The 23,832-nt window shown below is 45.1% G+C and carries 20 protein-coding genes; 16 read left to right on the forward strand and 4 right to left on the reverse strand.

Annotated features, from left to right (window positions below; all coding sequences use genetic code 11):
* Positions 1-95: 95 nt before the first annotated feature.
* The gene (locus AYK67_RS14330; RefSeq protein ID WP_156453181.1) at positions 96-3,626 is read right to left on the reverse strand and encodes a hybrid sensor histidine kinase/response regulator; all 3,531 of its coding nucleotides are present in this window, start codon (positions 3,624-3,626) and stop codon (positions 96-98) included.
* A 409-nt stretch (positions 3,627-4,035) separates the two neighbouring features.
* Here AYK67_RS14330 and AYK67_RS14340 point away from each other — a divergent pair, with 409 nt between their 5' ends.
* From AYK67_RS14340 to AYK67_RS14360, 5 genes are all read left to right on the forward strand, one after another.
* Positions 4,036-4,716 carry a hypothetical protein gene (locus tag AYK67_RS14340; protein WP_068088276.1) on the forward strand — a complete coding sequence of 227 codons (681 nt, stop codon included), beginning with the start codon at positions 4,036-4,038 and terminating at the stop codon, positions 4,714-4,716.
* 561 nt (positions 4,717-5,277) lie between these two features.
* Positions 5,278-6,420 (forward strand): two-component system sensor histidine kinase NtrB, encoded by a 1,143-nt coding sequence (locus tag AYK67_RS14345; RefSeq protein WP_208976310.1) that lies wholly within the window; start codon positions 5,278-5,280, stop codon positions 6,418-6,420.
* Between the two features lie 21 nt (positions 6,421-6,441).
* Complete coding sequence (locus AYK67_RS14350) at positions 6,442-7,050, forward strand: response regulator transcription factor (RefSeq protein ID WP_068088279.1); 609 nt, start codon at positions 6,442-6,444, stop codon at positions 7,048-7,050.
* Positions 7,051-7,229: 179 nt separating this feature from the next.
* Complete coding sequence (locus AYK67_RS14355; protein ID WP_162265117.1) at positions 7,230-7,595, forward strand: response regulator; 366 nt, start codon at positions 7,230-7,232, stop codon at positions 7,593-7,595.
* Positions 7,596-7,795: 200 nt separating this feature from the next.
* Positions 7,796-8,518 (forward strand): Crp/Fnr family transcriptional regulator, encoded by a 723-nt coding sequence (locus tag AYK67_RS14360; protein WP_082735843.1) that lies wholly within the window; start codon positions 7,796-7,798, stop codon positions 8,516-8,518.
* 107 nt (positions 8,519-8,625) lie between these two features.
* Here the strand turns inward: AYK67_RS14360 and hemN are convergent, their stop codons facing one another.
* Entirely contained in the window at positions 8,626-9,993 is a 1,368-nt protein-coding gene (gene hemN / locus AYK67_RS14365; RefSeq protein ID WP_338012339.1) for an oxygen-independent coproporphyrinogen III oxidase, read from the reverse strand.
* Positions 9,994-10,224: 231 nt separating this feature from the next.
* Between hemN and AYK67_RS14370 the strand changes: the two genes are divergently transcribed.
* From AYK67_RS14370 to AYK67_RS14415, 10 genes are all read left to right on the forward strand, one after another.
* Positions 10,225-11,280 (forward strand): AbrB family transcriptional regulator, encoded by a 1,056-nt coding sequence (locus AYK67_RS14370; RefSeq protein ID WP_068088284.1) that lies wholly within the window; start codon positions 10,225-10,227, stop codon positions 11,278-11,280.
* Positions 11,281-11,680: 400 nt separating this feature from the next.
* Positions 11,681-13,330 carry a cytochrome-c oxidase, cbb3-type subunit I gene (ccoN, locus tag AYK67_RS14375; RefSeq protein ID WP_082735844.1) on the forward strand — a complete coding sequence of 550 codons (1,650 nt, stop codon included), beginning with the start codon at positions 11,681-11,683 and terminating at the stop codon, positions 13,328-13,330.
* Positions 13,331-13,344: 14 nt separating this feature from the next.
* Entirely contained in the window at positions 13,345-14,079 is a 735-nt protein-coding gene (gene ccoO, locus AYK67_RS14380) for a cytochrome-c oxidase, cbb3-type subunit II (protein WP_068088290.1), read from the forward strand.
* Between the two features lie 10 nt (positions 14,080-14,089).
* Positions 14,090-14,248 (forward strand): cbb3-type cytochrome c oxidase subunit 3, encoded by a 159-nt coding sequence (locus AYK67_RS14385; RefSeq protein WP_068088294.1) that lies wholly within the window; start codon positions 14,090-14,092, stop codon positions 14,246-14,248.
* On the forward strand, positions 14,248-15,123 hold the full coding sequence (gene ccoP / locus AYK67_RS14390; RefSeq protein ID WP_068088298.1) for a cytochrome-c oxidase, cbb3-type subunit III: 876 nt from the start codon (positions 14,248-14,250) through the stop codon (positions 15,121-15,123). Before AYK67_RS14385 ends, ccoP begins: the two co-directional genes overlap by 1 nt.
* Positions 15,124-15,209: 86 nt before the next feature.
* Positions 15,210-16,670 (forward strand): cytochrome c oxidase accessory protein CcoG, encoded by a 1,461-nt coding sequence (gene ccoG, locus AYK67_RS14395; RefSeq protein WP_208976311.1) that lies wholly within the window; start codon positions 15,210-15,212, stop codon positions 16,668-16,670.
* Between the two features lie 97 nt (positions 16,671-16,767).
* A complete protein-coding gene (locus tag AYK67_RS14400; protein WP_068088301.1) occupies positions 16,768-17,295 on the forward strand; it encodes a FixH family protein in 528 nt (175 codons plus the stop codon).
* On the forward strand, positions 17,292-19,544 hold the full coding sequence (locus AYK67_RS14405) for a heavy metal translocating P-type ATPase (protein ID WP_068088304.1): 2,253 nt from the start codon (positions 17,292-17,294) through the stop codon (positions 19,542-19,544). The genes AYK67_RS14400 and AYK67_RS14405 overlap by 4 nt, the downstream gene beginning before the upstream one ends.
* Before the next feature lie 3 nt (positions 19,545-19,547).
* On the forward strand, positions 19,548-19,721 hold the full coding sequence (gene ccoS / locus AYK67_RS14410; RefSeq protein ID WP_068088306.1) for a cbb3-type cytochrome oxidase assembly protein CcoS: 174 nt from the start codon (positions 19,548-19,550) through the stop codon (positions 19,719-19,721).
* Between the two features lie 336 nt (positions 19,722-20,057).
* Complete coding sequence (locus AYK67_RS14415; RefSeq protein WP_162265118.1) at positions 20,058-20,882, forward strand: EAL domain-containing protein; 825 nt, start codon at positions 20,058-20,060, stop codon at positions 20,880-20,882.
* A gap of 138 nt (positions 20,883-21,020) precedes the next feature.
* Here the strand turns inward: AYK67_RS14415 and hemA are convergent, their stop codons facing one another.
* On the reverse strand, positions 21,021-22,289 hold the full coding sequence (gene hemA / locus AYK67_RS14420; RefSeq protein WP_068088313.1) for a 5-aminolevulinate synthase: 1,269 nt from the start codon (positions 22,287-22,289) through the stop codon (positions 21,021-21,023).
* Between the two features lie 295 nt (positions 22,290-22,584).
* Between hemA and AYK67_RS14425 the strand changes: the two genes are divergently transcribed.
* The gene (locus AYK67_RS14425) at positions 22,585-23,079 is read left to right on the forward strand and encodes a response regulator (RefSeq protein WP_082735846.1); all 495 of its coding nucleotides are present in this window, start codon (positions 22,585-22,587) and stop codon (positions 23,077-23,079) included.
* A gap of 265 nt (positions 23,080-23,344) precedes the next feature.
* Here the strand turns inward: AYK67_RS14425 and AYK67_RS14430 are convergent, their stop codons facing one another.
* A complete protein-coding gene (locus AYK67_RS14430; RefSeq protein WP_208976312.1) occupies positions 23,345-23,536 on the reverse strand; it encodes a hypothetical protein in 192 nt (63 codons plus the stop codon).
* Positions 23,537-23,832: the final 296 nt, after the last annotated feature.

Consider the following 23,832-nt stretch of genomic DNA (forward strand, 5'->3'; position numbering starts at 1 on the left):
AACTGGATTACCCATAAACCTGATAGAGCATCTAAGGCATGGCGAAAAAACTGCCCCAAGCGCTCAATAAACTAAAGAGTCGTGTACTGTGCTTTTTATGACTGGATGAGTTCTAAGGAGTTCTTGACCTTACTCAAATGAGCCCGTAATGCCGCAGGTTTTACGGGTTTATGCAGTACGCTCATATGCTTGTCTTTCGCTTCTTGACGCACTTCTTGTGTGCGGTCAGCTGTTATTAAAACAGCAGGGAACTCTTGACCAAACTTCCACCTTAAATTCATAACTGCATCAGGGCCTGTTCCGGTGTCCAAATGATAATCAGCAAGAATAATGTGTGGCTCCGCCCTGTGAAGGTGGATTGCTTTTGCAGCTTCAACAGCAGATTTTGCCTTTAAAACGCTACATCCCCAGCCTGTTAGAAGTGCTGCCATACCATCTAGTATCTGCTGTTCATTATCAATGGCAAGAACACGTAGGCCCTGTAGTTGTCCTGTTATCTGTGTGGTGGCTTCTTCTCTCGATTCTTGTGGCACGCTGCTGGCACACTTTAAATCGAAGGAAAAGCAGGAGCCCTTGTGTTGTTGTGATTTAAGAGAAATGTTTAAGCTGAGTACTTTACTAATCCGGTCAACAATTGAAAGACCGAGGCCAAGACCGGTGGCAACTCGTGCACCGTCATCCAATCTTTGAAACTCTTTAAAGATATTTTCTTGTTGGTTTGGTGCAATGCCAATACCACTATCATACACTTCAATTCGTACCATTGAGCTACCATATTTTCGGCAGCCAACAACAACGCCTCCCTCCCGAGTGTATTTTAAGGCGTTAGAAATTAGATTCTGTAACAAGCGCCTGAGTAGTCGTCTGTCAGAACGAACGGATATTTTGGTTGGTAGAATTTTGAATTTAAGCCCTTTATCAGCAGCAATTGCCGCGAATTCTTTTCGTAAAGGATTAAAGATTTCGTCCAATCGGAAGACTGTGTATTGCGGCTTGAATGAGCCAGTATCAAACCGCGATATATCAAGAACAGCACTGATAATCTCTTCAACAGATTCAAGTGAGGTCTCGATATTATGAGCCAACGAACGATCAGTTTCACTACCGTTAATAAATCGATCAGAAAGAGAAGAAGAATAGAGCCGGGCCGCATTCAAGGGCTGTAAAATGTCGTGACCTGCTGCTGCCAAAAATCGGGTCTTATCCTGAAAGGCATTCTCGGCAGTTTGCCGTGCCTCATTTAATTCATTATTGACTTTAGTTAGTTGCTCGGTGCGCTCTCGAACGCGTCGCTCTAAGGTTTCGTTGGCCCGCGCAAGTGCAGCCTCGGCTAAAACGCGCTCTGTGATGTCGCTATATGTCGTCACAACACCGCCATCTGGCATGGCATTGCTGCGCACCTCTAACACACTGTCGCTTTGTAAAAAGTGCTCTTGGAATGCTTCAAAGTGTTGGCTGTATCGTTGAACTTTTTCCTTCGTTATTTGCTCGACATCGCCATCACCGAATTCACCGCGCTCCGCACATAAATCGATGACTTTTTTAAGCGATGTACCAACCTGGCCAAACTCTGGGGGCAAAGATAAAAGCTCGCGAAAGCGCCTGTTCCAGCAGGTGAGCTCAAGGTTACTGTCAAAAACAGCAATACCTTGTTTTACCTGATCAAGGGCAATCTGCAGTAAATCCCTATTATACTGAATAGCCTCGCTGGCATCATCGAGTAGTTTTATAGCTTCTTTGGTGTTGGTTGAGCGGCGTTTGAGCAGTAAGGTAATGACCAGCCTTGAAGAAGCAGAGCCAATGGCGCTAGCGAGCAATTGCTCGGAAAACGATAGCGTGACACTATCTACAGCCATACTGGCTTCTATTTTGCGGTTGCTTTCACGCGAGAAACGATCAAATGAACGCTGCGTTCTTTCCTCGCCGACATATCGGGCGATTGTCGCCTGAAGTTCTCCAATTGTCACAGATGTTCGCCACAAACCGCTGTTGGGAGAATGAGAAACACTATCAGGTACAAAAATGTTGGCTTGTACCCGCTCCGTAACCGTTGCTGGCCGACTAAGAGAAGCCAGTATATAGACAATTAGGTTTATCAATAGCGATGCTAGAACCCCAACAACAAAAGGATCTGCACCTTCTATGCCCAATGGGTTGGTTAGATAAGCGGTTAATCCCATCGGGTCTTCGCCAAATAGGCTGGGGCTACTGGCATTGTGGTTGATAAATTCGGGCAGGAAGAGCGCATAAGTCCATACGCAAAAGCCAGCTATCATACCAGCAATAGCTCCGCGCGCATTCGCTCCCTTCCAAAAAAGCCCCCCAAAGAAGGCGGGAGCAAATTGTGCGATTGCTGCGAACGAAAGCAAGCCGAATGAAGCCAGTGCGGCGCTGTCGCCTGCGTAATTATAGTAGGAATATCCGGCAAGGATAACGCAAAAAATAGCAAGGCGACGAACGAATAGCAGTGTACGGCTCATATCCTTGCCAGATGAAGAGATGATTTCGTCTTCATTGCCCCGCCTTAAAATAAGCGGCATAACAATGTCGTTGGAGACCATAATGGCCAGCGCAACTGTGGTGACAATGACCATAGCTGTAGCGGCAGAAAGCCCGCCAAGGAACACAATCAAGGTCAGCCATGGCAAATTGCTCTCCATTGGCAAGGCCAAGACAAACATATCCGGATTAATATTGTTACCAACCAAAACCAGCCCGGCTAAAGCAATCGGTACAACAAAAATATTAATGGCTACGATATAGGCAGGAAACAGCCAGCGGGCGAGCCGTAATTCACTCTCGCTATTGTTTTCGGTAACAGTCACATGAAACTGACGCGGCAAGAGCAAAATAGCTACGAATGACAAGAGCGAAATAGCTATCCACCGGCCCCAGTTGGTCGGTGCATCAAGAGCTTGTCTAGCAAGAGCGCTGTCATAGGCTGCCGAGATGAGCTGTGCGGGATTGTCAAAAAGAAAATAGCTAACCCAAATCCCAACAGCAAGAAATGCAACAATTTTAACAATAGCTTCAAGGGCAATAGCACGCATTAAGCCTTCTTGGTGTTCAGTTGCATCAATATGACGTGTGCCGAATAAGAGCGCAAAAGCGGCCATTAGTAACGCAATGATAAAGGTTCCGTTTGCGGCATAAGGAAATGAGATGTCAAAATCTAATGGGGTTTGCACAAGCGTGCTGACCGAAAGCGAAACGGCTTTGAGTTGCAAGGCAATATAGGGGATCATTCCAAAAACGGCAATCAATGTAACGAGAGCGGCAACAACGGGATTTTTGCCATAACGTGCGGCCATAAAATCAGCAACGGATGTTATACGTTCCGCTTTAGCAAGGTGTACAACGCGGCGAACGAGCGGAAAAAATAATAGATAAAATAAAACTGGACCCAGATAGATTGCTAAAAACTCGTAGCCCCGTGCACTGGACATGCCAACTGAGCCGAAGAATGTCCATGAAGTGCAATAAACTGAAAGCGAGAGGGCGTATATGACAGGCCTACCTGCAAGCGAGTTTTTTCGCTTTCTTGCAGCGCGATCTCCCCAGCTGGCAACAACAAATAAGCAAAGAATATACCCTAGCGCGACGGCAAATAGTAACCAGCCTGGCAAAAGTGCTCCCCCTTCTTTTCAAATCGATGCCTTCCCCAAGGCATGTATAATTAATATGGAAGCTACAAATTAGCTTTGTAATAAGTGCAAGGCAAGCAAGATAAATACAATAATTAACAATAGTTATATTAATAATAAAAAATAACTGATTAAAATATACAGTTGAACAATACTGCAAACATGACAAGATTTTCTTATCTTGATTTTGTATTTATTAGTTTGCTTTCAACTATTCCATGGCAAACTAACAGCTCTGTTAGGATAATAAACGGTGGTTAACTCGCGAAAACTGCACACAAGTAGCTCGAGGGATAAGCAAAACATCCCTATGTCGCCTTTGCTCTCGGGAGTTTTGTGCAGTGGCACCGGTTTACATAATAAGAAAAATATTTTTCCCAGGAGCTCTGCTGTGAACCAATCAAGCCTTAATCAAGAAAAACAAAGAATAAACATAATGGAATTGGCTGCTTTTGCCCCCCCCAAAGAAAGTTTACTGAAAAAGCTCGGTCAGCGAATTTGGTCACGTTCTCCAATTAATAGTAGGGATAAGCTTGTGCTGATTATGCAGCAACGTGCTGCATTTGTTTTGTATTGTTTAGCGATTGATCGTCTGGAGGAAGCAAAACAGAGTGAGCCAGAACATCAGTATTTTATAGCAGGCAAGCAAAGCACTATGGGCACGCTCTATACGATGTCTTACGCTGTTATTGCTGACTTGGTACTGCATTTGATGCGCAAATCTGTTTTAGCAGATCCTCAATATATTGCTGGCTCGATAACCCGGGTATCAAAGAGGTCAATTGAAGCAGCGCAAAAGGATGCTGTCATCTATCCCTTACAAAGGTCGCTTTATAAAGAGTGGCAGAGTATGTTTCTTTCTGAAAGGTTGCGTGCAAGTGCAATGGCACCATTAAATAAATCATATTTTCCATCACAAAATCTTATGGATCAGCTATGCCAACTGCTTTTGAACAACGAACCCAATAGGTCATCAAAGCAGGTGTTACTACAAAAAAGGCTGAGAGTAATATTAAGCGTCATAGAGAGAGAGCTTGATCGTAAAATGAATTATAAATCACTCCTCGAATAAATAATTGATACTAAACTACGAAAAAATATACAAATATTGAAATTTATTTCAATATCAAGGAGCTCAAACTATCTTCCTATAGGTATATACCTAAGCCTTTTCCCCGACTTAATTGTCGCAGGAACGCTGCGACATTTTTTCACGTTATAATTGTATACATTATTTGTGATTGATTTTTATTCCAGTATTAAAATTGATGAATGAATATGATTATCTGTTCCATAGGATTCTAAGAAACTACCTCTAGAAAAAGTTACGTAGTGATAACCTATAGATATATATAAGTTTTCTATAATATTCTTGTTAAATAAAATTTAATCTCCTTTATTTCAGTGAAAAAATTTTAAAGAAATATTCAAAATGAAATACGCTTGGGCTCGTGAGAATTTATCAATTTATGCGAGTGATAACAAAATCGTTTCTTCTAAACGCGTCGATGTATCCGTAAAATGGCGTGGTTAAGCGATTGACCTAGCCATTTTACTGAGATAGCTCATTACAACTAAATCCCCATCTGCTTAGGCAAAAAATGCCAAGCCAAAATAATTTTGAGGAAGTCATATGCTGGTTTCCACGGCTCGTTTACATAGCGTCCTTAAAACGGCTGTCGATGGCATTATCGTTATTGATGATAGTGGCACCGTCTTGGTTTTCAATGATGCGTGTGTGCACTTGTTCGGATACGAACGTGATGAAGTAATTGGCAAAAACGTTAGCATTCTCATGAGTGAGGATGACGCTAAATCACATGATGCGCATATTAAACGCTATCTGGATACCGGTGAGAAACGTATCATTGGGCAAGGGCGCGAAGTTAGCGGTTGTCACAAAGATGGTTCCCCAATACCCATTGAATTGTCGGTTGGTGAGGCTGACACTTCAGAAGGGCATCAATTTATAGGTATCATTCGCGATTTGCGTGCCAGAAAGGCATTCGAGCAGCGCGTACGTGATTTGCAATCAAATCTGGTGGTAATGACGCGCGTGAATGCATTGGATGAAATGGGTGCTGCAATTGCCCATGAAATCAACCAGCCATTAACAGCGGTGATGCTGTATTTGCAAACCGCTGCCAGACGTATGAAAACGCTCGAAGAACAAGACCCTCAGCTGCTTTCCATAATGACAAGAGCTGTTGATGAAGCTGACCGTGCTAGTAAAATTATCCAGCGCATGCGTTCTTTTGTTGAAAAGCAGGAGCCGCAAAAAGTTGGTGTAAATCTAGCCAGTTTGATAGATGAATGTGTCGAGTTGGTCATGTTGGGGCACAAGAATGATAATATAAATGTCATATCCAATTTCTCTGATCATGACTATAATTTAACAGTCGATGCTATTCAAGTTCAGCAGATACTTGTTAATCTTATCCGTAACGCTTGCGAGGCCATTAAAGACTGCAAAAAGCAAGAGGTTTACGTGGATGTTGATATAGCTGCAACTGACGTTTTTATTAAAGTAACCGACACAGGCCCTGGTTTGTGTGAGGAAGTCAGAGAGCAGCTCTTTAAGGCTTTCACTGGGACAAAGCGGCGCGGTTTGGGAGTAGGGCTTGCTATTTCTCGTAGTATCGCTCAAAACCACGGGGGAGATTTGTTTGTAGAGCCGTATGTAAAAGGCAAAGGTGCTACTTTTGTACTGCGGCTTCCTCTAGGGCTGGATGGAGCCGATGGACAATCAAACCTAGCTAGTGCGTCGATGATTTAATCAAAAAGAAGGATCTGTGCAATGACGTCTCTACCCTATGTCATTCATGTTGTTGATGATGACCCGGCTGTTCGGGATGCGCTTTCACTGCTATTTGAAACCGAGGGTTTCACAGTTGGCGCTTACGCAAATGCAGAAGAGTTTTTGCAGGCTGTGTCTGTAAAAAAACCGGATTGCGTGTTGCTTGATGTTCATATGCCGGGTCGCTCTGGCATAGACATTCTAAAAACCTTGCACAACGAACACTTTCCATCTCCGATTTTTATCATTTCCGGCCAAGGCGATATTCCAATGGCTGTGGAAGCGATCAAGTCAGGTGCCTATGACTTCATTGAGAAACCTTTCGATGTTGATAGCATCATAGCGCGTGTTCGTGAAGCTGTTGCCAGTGTGCATAGTTCCAATGCCTCTGGTCTAGCTGTATTCCCGGGCTCTGAAACGCTGACACCGCGTGAGCGCCAGGTTCTGCAAGAGATTACCGCAGGCTCATCAAATAAAGAAGCGGGTCGCAACCTGAAGATTTCCCCACGCACTGTTGAGGTACACCGGGCGCGAATCATGGAAAAGTTGGGTGCACGCAATGCTGCTGATTTGGTACGTATAGTGCTAACTGGTGAAAACCCTGCCTAACTTGGTGTTATTCCTATATAAATCATGAAGTATTAACCCGCATTCTAGCAGAATTGCAGAGCAAGGCGGGTTAATACGCACGACAAGTACTGCAAATAGGCGATATTGTCGCACACACGAGCCGCAAGTTGTAATCGTTGAAATTACAATTGAGGCATGCTGGGTGGGAGAATTGCCGTTTGATACATGTTATTGAGGACGATTTTTCGGTACGTGATGCATTGCAGCATTTGTTCACAGAACTTGGTGCCAGTTCGTGTACTTATAGTGACGCTGAAAGTTTTTTGAATTTCCTGAAACAGGTGACAGCAAAAGATTGTGTTCTAGTAGATCTACATCTTCCGGGAATAAGTGGTGTTGAAGTTATTAAGTATCTGCGCGAGTTAAGTGATCCGCCGCATATTGTCGCAATTACTGGGAAGTCTCTAGCCGAAATAAACAAGGCCTTTACAGGTATTAAGAGGCCGCCAATAGTCCGTAAGCCATTGAAAGAAGAGTGTCTTTTAAGGGAAATGGATTTAGGTACAGCTCTCAATAGTGCGTGAATGGTAACCCCTTTATTCTAAGAATTGTTTCTTTGGAATAAAATAGTTGTTGCATAATCACGCAGAAATTTGCTTCAAGTCAAAACATGGGTTTTATTCGTGACGGGACGAGGCCTATGGATTTTGTATAGCCAAGTGGCAAAGGACGATGCCGCTGCTATGATAATTTATAGCAAACCATTGGTTTGCGAGGAGGGAGAATGGTGCATTCACTACATGCCAACGGCTTGGAAAGTGATGGCAGCCATGAAGATAATGCTGTTGGAGTAGGTCAACCGACCGGCTCAAATAGTGCCATGCGCAATGCTGGCCGAAAACACAAACTCAATGCTCATGATGTCCTTTTCTATGAGGGTGATAAGGCTGAGCGGCTGTATGAGGTCGTACATGGCGTTGTGATGATGTATAAACTGCTTCCCGATGGACGGCGGCAAGTAGTCTATATTGTTAGAGAAGGCGATATGCTCGGTTTCTCGAAAGAAGAAAACTACGATTGTACAGCAGAAGCTTTGAGTGATACTGAGCTGTTGGTTTATGAAGCGCGTGAAGTGGCTTCATCTGCTTATATGCAGTCTTACATCAACAAATGCTTGCTTGGACAAATGGAAAACCTGCACGAACATGCTGTTTTGCTTGGCCGTAAATCGGCGCTGGAGCGTGTTGCGACGTTTCTAATGAGTTTGGTTCCCAATAGAGGTGGTACAGGTTGTGAAGGACCGCCAGAGCCTGAAGCGGATGATACAAGAACCGTGGTGCTTTCGATGACACGTCAGGAGATCGCCGACTATTTGGGGCTCACCATTGAAACTGTCAGCCGTGTCGTATCGCAGCTTAAAAAGCGCGGACTGATTAAAGTTGAGAAACAAGATAGCATTCATATCACCAATATCTGTGGGATTTGCCAGTTAACTGGAATTCACTAGGCTTCGCTCAATAGCGAGGTTTCGCTAAATGTGATGTGTCTTATACAGATTAGTTGGTGTGAGAGTTCGCCAGTGCTGTAGCAAAAGAAGCAGCACTGGCTTTATTATTATACGGCAACTGAATGGCGCGCTGCCTGCTTGGGCAAATAAGCATCAAAAGCGGCGGCCGCGACGCGCACATAGCGTCGTCCCTCACCAATAAGCTCAATATGCCCTTCACGGATAACAGCAAGGCCGTCTTCGACCATTTCTTGAAGGCGCTCAAATCCATCCGCTACAATCTCGGGGCTTTGTCCATGCTGGGCGCAAATATCAAACACATCTACTGCGTAATAAGTCATCAACTCCATGATGATTTGCGACCGCAATTTATCCTCGCCATGAACGCCCACCCCTTTAACGATTGGCGCAGTGCCTTCTTCGACTTGTCGGGCCCAACCTCGCATATCTGGTGAGTTTTGGATGTAGCCGGAAGGAAGGAAGCCAATTGAGCTTGGGCCAAATCCGATTAATGTATCGGCTTGATCGGTGGTGTAGCCTTGGAAATTACGCCGCAGGCGATGCTCCTTCAGCGCAATAGCCATTTCATCGCTGGGTAGTGCAAAGTGATCAAGGCCAATGGCTTCGTAACCGGCCTCAATCAAAGCCTCTCTGGAAACGTCGGAAAGCATAATCCGCGCTTCAGCGTCGGGAAGATGCTCTTCTTTAATGAGCTGCTGGTGCTTTTTGAACCACGGCACATGGGCATAACCAAATAAGGCAACGCGGCCGGGTGCTAGTTGTTTTGTGTATTCTACGGTTTGCCGAATGGTTTCCTCGGTTTGCAAAGGCAAGCCATACATTAGATCAAAGTTGATCTGCGAAAGGCCGACGTCTCGTAACGCCTGCACAGCAGTTTCAACAACCTTAAGCGGTTGTACCCGTCCGATAGCCTTTTGAACTTCAAGGTCAAAGTCCTGTACCCCAAGGCTGGTACGGTTGATGCCCCCCATCACCAGAGTTTCGGCTAGAAATGGCGTTACGGTTCTCGGGTCAAGCTCGATAGCATGCTCAATATCAGGAAGAAAATCAAAATACTCTTTGAGCGCATCGATAACATTGAGGAAAATATCGCGTGGTAGCAAACTGGGCGTACCGCCCCCCCAGTGGATATGTTGTACCTGTCTTTTTCCATCAGCCGCTTGTTTGAGTTTGCCCCCGATGAGGTGGACTTCTTTTAACAAAAGATCACCATAAGCGCGGATAGGTGCGATTTGCTTGGTCGCTTTGGTGTTGCAACCGCAATAATGGCACATTTCCTGACAAAACGGCACATGTAGGTACAGTGAGAGTGGCTCTAAAACGTTGAGTTGCTGCAACCAATCTTCATAAACCTGCCCATCAACCTCATTGGTAAAGTGAGGGGCGGTGGGGTATGAGGTATAGCGCGGTATTGTACGCGATGCGTATTTTTCTTTAAGATTGACCATTCCCATAGGCTAGTTGCTTGCCTTTCTTACTCATTGATGCGGATCAAGCTTATTGCACTTATTTAGAATATTTATAATGCAATCGACCCACAGCACGACTAGAATGTTTGTTGCCTACTCATAACGCCAGCCAAATATGAGGTGCAAGTCCTTTTTGTGTGGTCGAAAATTAATATTAAGATTTGCATTGCGGCAAAGACATTGATGATCGATTATCAAGAATTATAGGAATATTTAATGCAATTATCTTGGCGACTGATCCTTTGGACAGCCAGTACATTACTCATCGGAGCAACCGGCTACCTTGTCTTTGATTACGTCGGGGCTCCACTTGCTGTTTTCCTGGGGCCTGTCAGTTTTCTTTTAATCGCAACCAGATGGCTGAAGCAACTCAATTTTCCTAACATTCTTGTCAGTCCAGTTTATTTGGTTGTCGGAGCAGTACTTGGGCAGGGCGTGACCGACGGTTTTCTAGCCCATATGAGCAAGTGGCCAATCAGCCTTGGTGCTATATTGCTCCTTGTTCCAGCAATTATATTTATAACCAGTTGGGTGTTGTCTAGGGTGTTTGCATGGTCTCACTCGCAAAGTTTCTATGCCACAATTCCCGGTGCACTCCCTATGACAATGGCAATGGCTGAAGAAAAAGGTGAAGCGCTAGCACCTATTCTTACAGTTCAACTCACGCGCCTGATGTTCATGGTTGTGTTGGTGCCCTTAACAACATCAATATTCATAGAAATCGAGCCATCGATAGCAAGCTCCCTCCCACCAATGACAGCTGTCGAGTACCTATGGCTTGCCGTAGGTTGTTATGTTGTGGGTTGGATATTTGCCCGTTTGAAATTGCCTGCGGGCTATCTGAGTGGTGCCATACTGGCAAGCTCTTTTCTGCATATAACTGGTGTTGTCAAAGGTGGGCTGCCTGCAAATTTGGAAACTGTTTTCCTTATGATGATGGGCTGTAAAATGGGCTTATATGTTAAAAATGTATCCCAAGCGGACTTGGTCAAAAGCCTCCTGCCTTCAATTGTTGCTTTTATAGTCGCCAGTTCAGTTGCATTTTGTTTTGCTGTTTTACTGTCATATCTAACGGGGTTTTCCATACTGCAATTGTTCATTTCCTATACACCCGGCGGACAGGAGGCGATGATATTACTCGCAGGCTATGTTGGGGCAGATCCGGCTTTTGTCGTTGCCCATCACTTGTTCCGGTTTATTGGGCTTTTGGTCCTAATGCCGTTTTTATTGCGCTGGTTTAGAGCTGACGATTTAATTTTAGAAAAAAAATAAAAAAAGCCTGCAAATACCAAAACTTGCCAGACAGGAGACTGACAGCAACTTAAAGTCGAAACTAAAAAAGATGCTATCCTGTCAATATTTAGTCGAATTCTTATGGAATGCGATAAACGCGCCGTTTTGATTCGTTATTGAACGAGCTACCGCTCGCCTTCAACGCGCCAGCTGTTGATATCTTAGGATCAAATAAGACCAATGAAGGACCAATGAAGTCAACTAAAGCGCTTAACGCTTGAAACTTTTCAACTTCTGAACCGTTTTTCTCTTTAGAAAAATTTTATTTTCTTGGGGACACATGAATTTGATATGGGTCAAGGGCGGGACATTTTGTCCTTCATAGATATACCGATACGAAATAATATCCATTTCACCTAACTGGATGGGGCAAAACGTCATGGTTAAGCAGAAAGCCAGATACCTGACGCTTGAGGAGGGGGGCTTTGCCACTCTTCTGTTGGCGACAGTAGTACTGTGCCTGATTATCGCAGGAAGAACCTTCGATCAGGTATTGGCATTTCATGCAGGCGTCGTCGCGGTGGCTTCCGCTGTCGGTGCTTTCTACATATTCCGTCGTTATTTTGACGGTGAAAAATTACGTGCGCCGTTAGAAATTGACGGCAAACCGAATTATAACTTTGGACCGGTTAAAGTCGGCGCTTGGCTTTCCGTATTCTGGGGTATTGCCGGATTTTTGGTCGGTTTGATTATCGCCTTGCAACTGGCTTACCCAGTACTGAACCTGGACCTTCCTTGGACCAGCTTCGGTCGCATGCGTCCGCTACACACATCTGCGGTCATCTTCGCATTTGGTGGTAACGTTCTAATCGCATCGTCATTCTATGTTGTGCAGCGTACCTGTCGTGCGCGTATGCCTGGTGAGATTTTACCTTGGCTGGTTGTTCTTGGTTACAATGTCTTCATTGTTATCGCAGGTACTGGCTATCTTCTTGGTGTTACACAGGGTAAAGAGTACGCTGAGCCAGAGTGGTATGCCGACTGGTTGCTCACTATTGTCTGGGTGTTTTATCTGTTTGCCTTTTTGGGCACCATTTGGCGCCGCCGCGAGCCGCACATCTATGTGGCCAACTGGTTCTATCTGGCGTTCATTGTCACCATTGCAGTGCTGCACATCTTCAATAACGCTTCACTGCCGGTAAGCTTGTTCTCCACCAAGTCCTATATTGTTTGGGCGGGTGTACAAGATGCGATGGTGCAGTGGTGGTACGGTCACAATGCTGTGGGCTTCTTCCTCACGGCTGGTTTCTTGGCCATCATGTACTACTTCATTCCAAAACGTGCCGAGCGCCCGGTTTACTCTTACCGCTTGTCAATCGTGCACTTCTGGGCACTGATCTTCATTTACATTTGGGCCGGTCCGCACCACTTGCACTATACAGCTCTGCCACAGTGGGCTTCTACTTTGGGCATGACCTTCTCTATCATCCTCTGGATGCCTTCATGGGGTGGTATGATCAACGGTCTGATGACCCTCTCTGGTGCTTGGGACAAAATGCGTACTGACCCTGTGTTGCGTATGATGGTTGTTTCTGTTGCGTTCTACGGTATGTCCACCTTTGAAGGTCCGGTCATGTCAATTCGTGAAGTGAACGGCCTGTCTCACTACACCGACTGGACAATCGGTCACGTGCACGCCGGTGCTCTTGGCTGGGTTGGCTACATCTCCTTTGGCGCGTTGTACTGCCTCATTCCTTGGCTCTACAATAAAAAGCTCTACTCCCTGCGTTTGGTGAATGCTCACTTCTGGGTCTCCACTCTGGGTATCGTGCTTTACATCTGTGCCATGTGGGTCTCCGGCATCATGCAGGGTCTGATGTGGCGTGCTTACGATAGCCTTGGCTTCCTTGAGTACTCATTCATTGAAACTGTAGATGCGATGCATCCATTCTATGTCATTCGTGCATTGGGTGGCGGTATGTTCCTGCTGGGCGCGTTGTTCATGGCCTATAACCTGATCATGACAGTACGTAGCAAAGAGAGCGAAGAAACCGTTGCTGATACGTCTGGCTTGGTAGCCGCTGAGTAAACGGGGAGCGTTTAATGTCTGCTTGGAAAAAACACGAGATTTTCGAGAAAAACTCCCTGATCCTGATCATCGGTATTGTAATTGCAATCTCGATTGGTGGCTTGGTGGAAATTGTGCCGCTCTACTACTTGAAGAGCACCATTGAAAAGACTGAGGGCGTTCGCCCTTATACACCGCTAGAACTGGCGGGACGTAACATATACGTGCGCGAAGGGTGCTACACCTGTCACTCACAGATGATCCGTCCTCTACGCGATGAGCTGGAGCGTTATGGCAACTATTCATTGGCAGCAGAGTCAATGTATGACCGTCCATTCCAGTGGGGCTCAAAGCGTACCGGTCCTGATCTTGCGCGTGTTGGTGGCAAATACTCCGACCAATGGCATAAAGACCACTTGGTAAACCCACGTTCGGTATCGCCAACCTCTGTCATGCCGGGTTATCCGTTCTTGGTTAAAAACGAACTGACCACCCGCGACATGAAAGACCATCTGGAACTGAATGTTCTTTACGGCGTACCATACACCGAGGAGCAAATTGCCAACGCAAAAGCTGATGCTGTAGCGCAGGCAATGCCGGATTCAGATGCTGCGGAAGGCTTCGAAGAGCGTTACCCTGGAGTTGCCTTGCGCGACTTTGATGGTAACCCGGACAAAGTGACCGAAATGGACGCGTTAATCGCATATCTGCAAATGCTTGGAACTCTCGTAGACTTTAAACTCTACGACGAGAAAGCCAACCTGCGCTAGGGAGAAGAATATGGACGAGACATATGTTAGTCTTGCAAACTTTGCCCAAACAGGCGGTCTCCTGTACTTTATGGCAGTTTTTGCAGCAATCGTTGTTTACGCAGTTTGGCCGGGAAATAAAAAGCGCTTCGATGAAGCGTCTAGCATCCCGCTTCGGGAGGATGACTGATGGCTGATCATAACAAAGAAGTGGATCAGATTACCGGTGTCGAGACCACCGGCCACGAGTGGGATGGTTTGAAAGAGCTGAATAACCCGCTTCCAAAGTGGTGGCTTTACATATTCTACGGCTGTATTGTCTGGGCAATCGGCTATTGGGTACTCATGCCATCATGGCCATTGGTTAGTGACTACACAAAGGGTGTTCTCGGCTCCTCACAGCGTGCCGAAGCCACAGCAGAGTTTCAGGCTGCACAGGCCGAGCGTGCGAAGATGGGCGAAAAGTTGATGCAGGCTTCTCTTCAAGAGATTGAAGATACACCTGAACTTCTTGAATTCGCCATGGCACAAGGGAAGATTGCTTTTGGTGATAACTGTGCACCTTGTCATGGTACAAGTGCAACCGGTGCCTTGGGTTATCCGAACTTGCAAGATGATGCCTGGATTTGGGGTGGCTCGCTAGACGATATCAACTACACCATTTCCTATGGTATTCGCTCGGGTAATGACGACGAACGCTATGCTGAAATGTCTGCATTTGGCCGTGATGAAATCCTCTCTAAAGAGGAAATCGTTAACGTATCAAGCTATGTTGCAAAAATTGCAGGTATCGACCCTGATCCAAAAGCCGATTTAGACGCAGGTGCTGTTCTTTTTGAAGAGAACTGTGCAGCGTGTCACGGGGAAGATGCAAAAGGTCTTCGTGATGCTGGCGGACCGGATTTGACTGCGCCGAACTATCTATACAAGCGTTCACTTGAAGGTATCGAAGCACAGGTGACATCACCGAAACACGGTGTGATGCCTGCATGGATTGACCGTCTTGGAGAAACAACTGTGAAATCTTTAGCAGTTTATGTTCACTCACTAGGCGGCGGCGAGTGAATCTGCTAAAATTATAGAACACTAATATAACAGGCGGGCGCCTTGCGCCCGCCTGTTAATCCATTCAAAGCCAAACAGGTAGCGCTATGAAAAAGACTGCCAAAGCCATAGCCGAAACAGACGACGACAGTTGGTTTGTTTCAGACGCCAAAATTTATCCCATGGCGACAAAAGGGTTGTTCCGAAATATCAAGTGGGCAATCCTATTTATAACCTTGGGTTTATATTATTTTCTTCCTTTCATTCGCTGGGACCGCGGCGAAGGTTTTCCAAATCAGGCTGTTCTTATCGACTTTGAGCGCGCCCGTGGATACTTCTTCTTTATCGAAATCTGGCCGCAAGAGGTTTATTATCTAACAGGCCTCTTGGTTATAGCTGCTGTCGCATTGTTTTTAATGAATGCAGTAGCCGGTCGATTATGGTGCGGGTATTTATGTCCGCAAACGGTATGGACTGATCTTTTCTTAAAAATAGAAAACTGGGTTGAGGGTGATCGCCGAAAGCGCATAGCGCTTGATAAGCAACCGTGGACATTGAATAAAATCTCCAGGAAAGCAGTCAAACATTTCTTATGGTTGATGGTGGCCTGGTGGACAGGTGGTGCTTGGGTTCTGTATTTTCACGATGCCCCGACACTTGTAGTTGATTTGCTGACATTCACAGCGCCAATCGGTGCCTATGTCTGGATTGGTATACTGACTTTCACAACTTATTCATTAGCTGGCTTTATGCGTGAGCAAGTTTGCACCTACATGTGTCCTTGGCCGCGAATTCAGGCCGCGCTCACAGATGAATATGCGCTAAACGTTACGTATCGTTACGACCGTGGCGAGCCGCGTATGCACTTGAAAGAGGCACAAAAAAAGCAGGCTGATGGTGAAAAGGCTGGCGATTGTATCGATTGTAACCAGTGTGTTCACGTTTGCCCAACAGGCGTGGATATTCGCGATGGATTGCAGTTAGGTTGTATTCAGTGTGGGCTATGTATTGATGCCTGTGATAATGTCATGATGAAAATTGGTAAGCCGAAAGGCCTTATCGGTTATGACACAGATATGAATATTGAACGCCGCGAACGTGGTGAAAAACCTATTTACCGTTTCATACGGCCAAGAACCATCGTTTATGTTCTAATCATTGGCTTAATTAGTGGTTTGATGCTCTACAAGCTGACCAACCGCGATTTGAGTAATCTAACTGTTGTACATGACAGGAATCCGCTCTACGTCAATCTAAGAGGTGGTGCTGTTCGTAATGGTTATACGCTTCGCCTTTATAACCGCTACAAGCAACCGCAGGAGTTCATTCTATCTATTAAAGGTATGCCGGAAGGTTCGCAGCTAAAAGTTGTTGGCGAAAAGACGGGTACTTCCAACGATATACCTGTGGTGGTTGATCCCGATACAACACGTGAAATACGTGCTCTTGTATTTTCTCCAAAAGGGAGCAAGATGCCGGAATCGCATGATATGCAGTTTGTATTGCATGATCCGAAAGCCGGGACAGAAGTTGTAATTGGTGACTTCTTCCGTGCAAAAGGCAACTAACAAGACGGCAGGTCGGCGAATATCCGGCCTGCCTTGATAAGGGCAAAAACCGATAATACTACCGGCAAAGGCCAAAGGGACCATTAAGGAGATAAGCATGTCAGTACAAACGGGTGATACCAAATCGGTTAGGCCATTTACTGGTAAAAAAGCACTGCTTTGGTTTTTGGGCTTTTTCGCAGTGATTTTTGCCGTGAACTTTACCATGGTTTACATGGCTATTGGTAGTTTCCCGGGGCTGGAAGTCGCCAGTTCCTATAAAGTTTCACAGCGTTACAATGAAGAAATAGCACAAGCGCGCGCCCAAGAAGAACTTGGTTGGCAAGTTGACGTTAGTGCAAACAGAACAAACGACAGTGTTTTGCATATTAAAGTAAACGCACTGGATAAATACGGAACAAAATTGAATGGTGAAACTGTTGATGTTAAGTTGAACCGCCTAAGTGATAAATCCCATGACAAGCATCTTGTGCTTGCAGAAACATCCCCTGGTATTTACGAGGGTGTTATACCTGAAGTAGCAAATGGCCTTTGGTATCTTCATCTAAGTTTTCAAAACAGTAATGATGAAGTCGTTTTCCGCTCTAGAAATAAGTTGCTATTTAAAGCAGATAACCAAGAATGAGTGAAACTACCCGTGATTGGGACGCCTTTATTACAAAAGGCGACAGTCAGAATTTGCATATGGATTTAGCGGTTGATGGAATTACATGTGCCGCTTGTATCTATGAAATTGAACGCGATCTTGAAAAAGTTGACGGAATAGAACGGGCACGTCTCAATTATACATCCCACCGCTTAGGTGTGGAGTGGAAGCAAAACACCACGTCGCCCGATCACATAGTCTCTCGATTAGAACGCTTAGGCTATAAAGTTTACCCATTCGACCCGGCGCAAGTAAAAGAGCGCGGCGATAAAGTGGGTAAAGATATACTGCGCTCACTTGCCGTTTCCGGCTTTGCATCTATGAACATTATGTTGCTCTCAATCTCTGTTTGGTCGGGAAACCATTCGGATATTGACGAAGCAACACGTTCTTTTTTTCATTGGCTCTCAGCACTAATTGCACTGCCAACGGTTGCGTACTCAGGGCGTATTTTTTTCAAAAGTGCATATCGGGCGATCCGCCAGCGTAATTTGAATATGGATGTTCCCATATCAATTGGTGTGCTACTGGCAACGGCCCTATCACTTGTTCAAACAATTTTTCACGCCAAACATGCATATTTTGACAGCGCTGTTATGTTGCTGTTCTTTTTGCTCGCCGGCCGCTATTTCGATCACATGATGCGTCGAAAAACGCGTAGCTTTGCAGAAAATTTAGCCGTATTAAAAGCAGAATCAGCCACGAAAATCCAGCCAGATGGCTCACTATTGGATGTGCCTCTATCAAAATTACAAGAGGGAGACCTTGTAATTGTGCGGCCGGGTGAACGCATTTCTGTAGATGGGCTCATAGTTGAAGGGGTATCAAGCGTCGACCAAAGCTTGGTGACTGGTGAAACGAAGCTCCACGAGGTGAGCGTAGGTTCGCCAGTGTATGCCGGTACAATGAACGCGCAAGGTCAGCTAACCCTAGAAGTTATCAAGGCTGCTCAAAATACTTTACTCGATCAGGTCAACAAGCTGCTTGAAACAGCTATGGAGGCACGTGGTAAATACGTGCAGATTGCCGACAAAGCTTCTCAGCTATATGCGCCATTGGTTCATACGGCTGCACTACTGACCCTTATTGGCTGGCTTATCTTTGGTGCAGGCTGGCAGCATGCTATTATTATTGCCATTTCTGTTCTTATCATCACATGCCCTTGTGCTCTTGGTCTTGCCATACCAGCTGTACAGGTTGTGGCGAGCGGCCTGTTTTTTGATCGTAAAATCCTGCTAAATTCTGGTGATGCGATTGAACGTTTGGCAAAGGTAGACACAATTGTTTTCGATAAAACCGGGACCTTAACAACACCGGATCCTCAATTGCTCCAAGAGCACGGCCTTTCGCAACAACAATTAATTGAAGCAGCAAGGCTCGGGCTTTCTTCTTCGCATCCACTTAGTAAAGCTATAGTCAGGGCAGCCTACAAGCTTAATATTAATAACACTGAACTTACGCCACTAAAACAGGCAAGCGAAACCGCCGGGCAGGGGGTTGCCGCTAATGTTGGTGAGGGTGAAATTCGCTTGGGTTCACCGAAATTTTGCGGCGTAAAGAGCAAAGATCTGGCTAAAATCGAAAGTAAATATCCTGAAGCATCGATCATTGCCTACAAGCAGGCAAATGGCACAATACACTTATTACCGGTCGCACAATCGCTACGCTCCGATGCTCAAACACAGGTTTCCCGTCTACTCAAGCGTGGTTACGATGTTCAATTACTTTCAGGTGATCGGGCAAGTGCCGTTGAAAAAGCAGCAAAAGAGCTTGCTATTGAAAGTTACTACGCACAATTACAACCTCAAGAGAAGATTGCGTATATTGAGAAGCTCCGTGGTAAAGGTAAAAATGTACTGATGGTTGGCGATGGTTTGAATGATGCACCAGCTTTAGCCGCGGCTAATGTATCTATATCTCCTGTCTCCGCAGTACACTTGTCGCAAGCAGCCGCAGACGCCATATTCTTAGGAGAGCCGATTGCACCTGTGTTTGATGCTTTGAACATATCGCGAAGAGCACACACAATTATGCAACAAAACCTCTGGCTTTCTGGGGTATATAACTTACTTTCGGTGCCAGTTGCCGTTGCAGGGTATGTAACCCCGTTACTCGCAGCTTTGGCCATGTCAGGCTCTTCCGTGGTCGTGACACTAAATGCTTTGCGCTTGCGTCTTAGCTTCCTTAGTGCTTCGGAACCAGATACCACGTACAAACTAGGGAAATGATAAGTGGAAATTCTAGTATATCTTATTCCAACAGCTTTAGTTCTTGGTGGTGCTGGCTTAGCGGCTTTCTTATGGTCGTTAAAGTCTGGCCAATACGATGATATTGAGGGCGCTAAATGGCGTATATTGGACGACGGCGATTTGCAAGACGAAAACACGAATAATAATAATAGTTAATTACTTCAATATATATATGATATTTTAAATATAATGCCCCTTAGTTAAGGGGAAGATTTAAATAAATATGCTCTGCTATTGGTGAGTGGCGGGGGAATTAAAGTGCCGTTACACCAATATACATATTTACATTTTACATACTGCCAGACTATGCTGCCACGAGTTAATTTTGTTAGGGCTATGCATTTTTTTGTCTTGACAGTTTTAATTGTTGTCATTGTTCCCATTGAAATTAACCTGCCATTCTTTTTGGCTTTTTTCTGTTTAATGGTGGCGTACCCAAGGGACGAGCGACGCAAACAAATTCCAAGCATCAATATATTGGAATATTTTGATATGGCATTATTATCAGTTAAAGAGATTGCCAGAGCAGCAAACCAGGGAAAGTTCTTAGTTTTTTATCAGCCACAGATAAGCTCGGAGCATTGGCAGCCACTATATGTTGAGGCGTTGGTGAGGTGGCGCCGAGATGATGGAACAATAATCCCTCCCTCTGCATTTCTCTCTAGAATTAACTCTACAAAGAAGCTCGATATTTTGGGGCGTCATGTTATACGCCAATCATTGCAAGATCTGTGCTTAATGCGCAGAGTAAACCCTGAGCTCAAACTAGCGGTGAATGTGAATATTTCGCAGCTGGAGACAAAAGGCTTTGTGGCATTTGTTGAAAGAGAACTAATCAAAAATCGCGTAAAACCATACAATTTGGAATTGGAGCTCACAGAAGTTGGCTTAGACCGGCTTTCTAATCGAGCGGGCAACGCGCTTACCAAACTAAAAAAACTGGGAGTATCATTAGCTCTAGATGATTTTGGCAAAGGCGGCTCGGGTAAAACACGGCTGCAATCTATGGATTGGGATACCCTAAAAATAGATAGGAATGACCTAAAAGACCTCATTGATAACCCCAAAAGCATAACTTTACTCTCCTCAGTCATTCAACTGGGTAAAGCAAATAAATTACGCGTTGTTGCAGAAGGTGTTGAAACGCAAATGCAAGCGTTAACCTTGAAAGCAATGGGGGTTGATGAACTACAAGGTTACCTTTTCGCAAAGCCAATGAATATTACACAAACGCAAGACTGGTTATTAAGTTATGCTGATGATGTGAGGGCTCGAAGATTGCGTTTAGCACAAAGTAAATCCAACGTAAGTGCATAATAATATATGTGCAGTCTTGGCGTTTAAACTCGCGAGCAAAAGCACCAAGCGATTCAACAAGAATGTTATATGCCCATACGCAAACAAGCCCCCATTCGGGGGCCTGTTGTCAGTCGCTATTTATTTTTGAGAAACAGCTTAACCGCCAGCGGCATGGTGCAAAATAGCACCAGGTGCTTCAAGATCATCTATGCCAGTGTTTTGGAACGAAATCCCAAGAGTTTGCCATACGTCTACGAGGGCATCTTTTAGATGTTCAATCATCGCATCATTATGGAAGGGGCCTGGTGTAATCCGCAACCGCTCTGTGCCACGTGGTACAGTAGGGTAGTTGATCGGCTGAATGTAGATATTGTGCTTTTCCAGAAGCATATCAGTTGCTTGCTTACATAGATCAGGGTCAGCAACCAAAACTGGAACAATATGGGTTTGTGAAGGCATCACCGGCAATCCAGCAGCTGACAAAATGTCTTTGGTGCGCTGTGCTTGACGCTGTTGGCCTTCACGTTCTTCCTTTGAAGCCTTCAAGTGAGCAATGGAAGCCGTTGCAGCAGCAGCGAGACCAGGTGGTAATGCTGTTGTAAAAATGAAGCCAGGTGCAAAAGAACGGACTGCATCAACAACAGTTTTGTTGCCTGTGATATAGCCCCCAAGAACACCATAGGCTTTCGCAAGTGTGCCTTCAATGATATCAATGCGATCCATGACGCCATCACGCTCACAAATACCGGCCCCGCGTGGCCCGTACATGCCAACAGCGTGTACTTCGTCAATATAGGTCATGGCGTTATATTTATCGGCAAGATCGGCAATCTTTTCTATAGGGGCAATATCACCATCCATAGAATAAACCGATTCAAAAACAATCAGCTTCGCCCGCTCATTGCCAGCCGCTTTTAAAAGTTCTTCCAAATGCTCAAGGTCGTTATGGCGCCAAACCTTTTTGGCAACACCAGAGTTGCGAACCCCCGCGATCATAGAAGCGTGATTCAGCTGGTCTGAGAGAATGAGGCAATCAGGAAGTAGCTTGGCAATGGTGGAAATGGCAGCTTCATTAGAAACAAAACCAGATGTAAACACCAAAGCGCTTTCTTTTTGGTGTAAGTCGGCAAGTTCATTTTCCAGCATGACCAATGGATGGTTGGTTCCGGCGATGTTTCGAGTTCCACCCGCACCGGTTCCCATGTTTTCCACTGTTGTGGTCATGGCCTTGATAACTTTAGGGTGCTGCCCCATGCCAAGGTAGTCGTTGGAACACCAAACAGCGATTTCGCGCGTCGAGGTGCCATTTCTGTAACATGCATACGGATATTTGCCCGTCTGACGTTCAAGATCAGCAAATACACGATACCGCTTTTCGTCCTTTAAAGAAACAATTGCTTCCTCAAAAACGGCTTGATAGTTCATAGGTTGCCCCTTGTTTGGCTGCCCCACAGTTTAATCTGTAGTTTATATGGGCTCTAAACTAACCGAGTTTGACCTCTCTGTCGCAGGACAGATTGCCGCGCTCTGGTTTTATTGACAAACTACTAGCAGAAATGCGTTCGGCTGTCTTAGCATAGCGCAAACTTCTACGAAGTTTGTTTTGTTTTACACACAGGCAATAATAATTATAACCAATTAATATAAAGGTTCCTGCTTAGTTGATATTGACAGATGTACTATGCAAGTTAAGGTGCTAAAAACTTAAGGGTAGAAACGTGTGAGTATTGATCTTTCTTCACTGACATTTCTAGTGGTAGAAGATAGCGCCTATATGCGTACGATTTTACGTACCTTACTGCAAGGGTTTGGTGCGCGGCGGATCATTGAGGCGGAAGATGGCGCCTCAGGTTTAGAGGCATTAGAGAGAGCTACGCCCGATATATTGATTCTCGATTGGGTTATGCCAATTTTGGATGGTGCAGATATGGTACGTATGATCCGCACGCCAGATAACCCCTTCGCATATATACCAATTATTATGGTAACAGCTCACACCGAACGGAGCAGGGTTTTAGAAGCCCGTAAGCTTGGAGTGCATGAACTCCTATCTAAACCCATTAGTGCCAAGGCGCTTCATCAGCGTATTACCTCTGTGATTTTGCAGCCAAGAGACTTTGTCAAATCGGCGGGCTATTTCGGCCCCGCACCACGTGCCATGTTGCACCAGCCAAAATCTTGGCGGCCAATAACGCAAAGCAGTAACGAGAAATAAAAAGGCCTACCAGATTGACTGATAGGCCTTTAAGGTGCGGGCGATCCATTGCGACAGATGGTGCGCTATGCGTAGTTGTGAGAAACGGACGCGGTTATCTCAAAATACGCATGAAAAGCGAAAGCGGTTGAATTGTATCAAGCGAACATTCACCTACTTTGTATGTCATTACCAAGTAATTAGCTGCGTTGAGATTACTTGGTGCCTAGTCTTGCAAAACTTAACCACCCCTTTGGGAGCGGGTGGTTAAGCGAGCTTAACTTTTTTAATGCGCTAAACGCTCCGATAGCTTTTGGGTAGCTTCACCCCATATCTCAGGGGGAAGTTGTGTTACAACGCGTAAAAGTTGTGCGAATTCTTTTTCTTCCAATTGGTATTTTAAGAGCTGTAGTTCAGCCTCGGAGAACTGAGAATTCGTGGTTTGGCTTACTTCGTGCTCGTTAGTTTGATATGCCACATTTGCCTCCATATTTAAAATATAGCACCCTTAAACCCCTATGATGGGTGCTGATGAATCTGTCGTTAAGGTCTCATTAGAGCGACTAGATGTAAACGGATTAGCTGAATTAATTAAAATTGATAATTATCAAAGTGTGTTTTATGTCACATATCTCAATCAAACCGGCATTAGACTTTTTCTTGTAATCAAGTAATTACTCTCAATGGTTGAAATTTATTTCAAATTTTATACATTTAGGTAAATTCTTTACTTACCCAATAAGAGCGATAGTGATTAGTCTTTGCGTCGATATT

This window comes from Polycladidibacter stylochi, from assembly GCF_001562055.1.
In the GTDB taxonomy this organism is placed as follows: Bacteria; Pseudomonadota; Alphaproteobacteria; order Rhizobiales; family Stappiaceae; genus Pseudovibrio; species Pseudovibrio stylochi.

Excerpts from the sequence above, each read along its gene's own strand:
- AYK67_RS14345 (WP_208976310.1), top strand. The coding sequence starts at position 5,278 with ATGCTGGTTTCCACGGCTCGTTTACATAGCGTCCTTAAAACGGCTGTC.
- AYK67_RS14350 (WP_068088279.1), top strand. The coding sequence starts at position 6,442 with ATGACGTCTCTACCCTATGTCATTCATGTTGTTGATGATGACCCGGCT.
- AYK67_RS14360 (WP_082735843.1), top strand. The coding sequence starts at position 7,796 with ATGGTGCATTCACTACATGCCAACGGCTTGGAAAGTGATGGCAGCCAT.
- hemN (WP_338012339.1), bottom strand. The coding sequence starts at position 9,993 with ATGGGAATGGTCAATCTTAAAGAAAAATACGCATCGCGTACAATACCG.
- AYK67_RS14370 (WP_068088284.1), top strand. The coding sequence starts at position 10,225 with ATGCAATTATCTTGGCGACTGATCCTTTGGACAGCCAGTACATTACTC.
- ccoN (WP_082735844.1), top strand. The coding sequence starts at position 11,681 with ATGGTTAAGCAGAAAGCCAGATACCTGACGCTTGAGGAGGGGGGCTTT.
- ccoO (WP_068088290.1), top strand. The coding sequence starts at position 13,345 with ATGTCTGCTTGGAAAAAACACGAGATTTTCGAGAAAAACTCCCTGATC.
- AYK67_RS14385 (WP_068088294.1), top strand. The coding sequence starts at position 14,090 with ATGGACGAGACATATGTTAGTCTTGCAAACTTTGCCCAAACAGGCGGT.
- ccoP (WP_068088298.1), top strand. The coding sequence starts at position 14,248 with ATGGCTGATCATAACAAAGAAGTGGATCAGATTACCGGTGTCGAGACC.
- ccoG (WP_208976311.1), top strand. The coding sequence starts at position 15,210 with ATGAAAAAGACTGCCAAAGCCATAGCCGAAACAGACGACGACAGTTGG.
- AYK67_RS14400 (WP_068088301.1), top strand. The coding sequence starts at position 16,768 with ATGTCAGTACAAACGGGTGATACCAAATCGGTTAGGCCATTTACTGGT.
- AYK67_RS14405 (WP_068088304.1), top strand. The coding sequence starts at position 17,292 with ATGAGTGAAACTACCCGTGATTGGGACGCCTTTATTACAAAAGGCGAC.
- AYK67_RS14415 (WP_162265118.1), top strand. The coding sequence starts at position 20,058 with ATGGCATTATTATCAGTTAAAGAGATTGCCAGAGCAGCAAACCAGGGA.
- hemA (WP_068088313.1), bottom strand. The coding sequence starts at position 22,289 with ATGAACTATCAAGCCGTTTTTGAGGAAGCAATTGTTTCTTTAAAGGAC.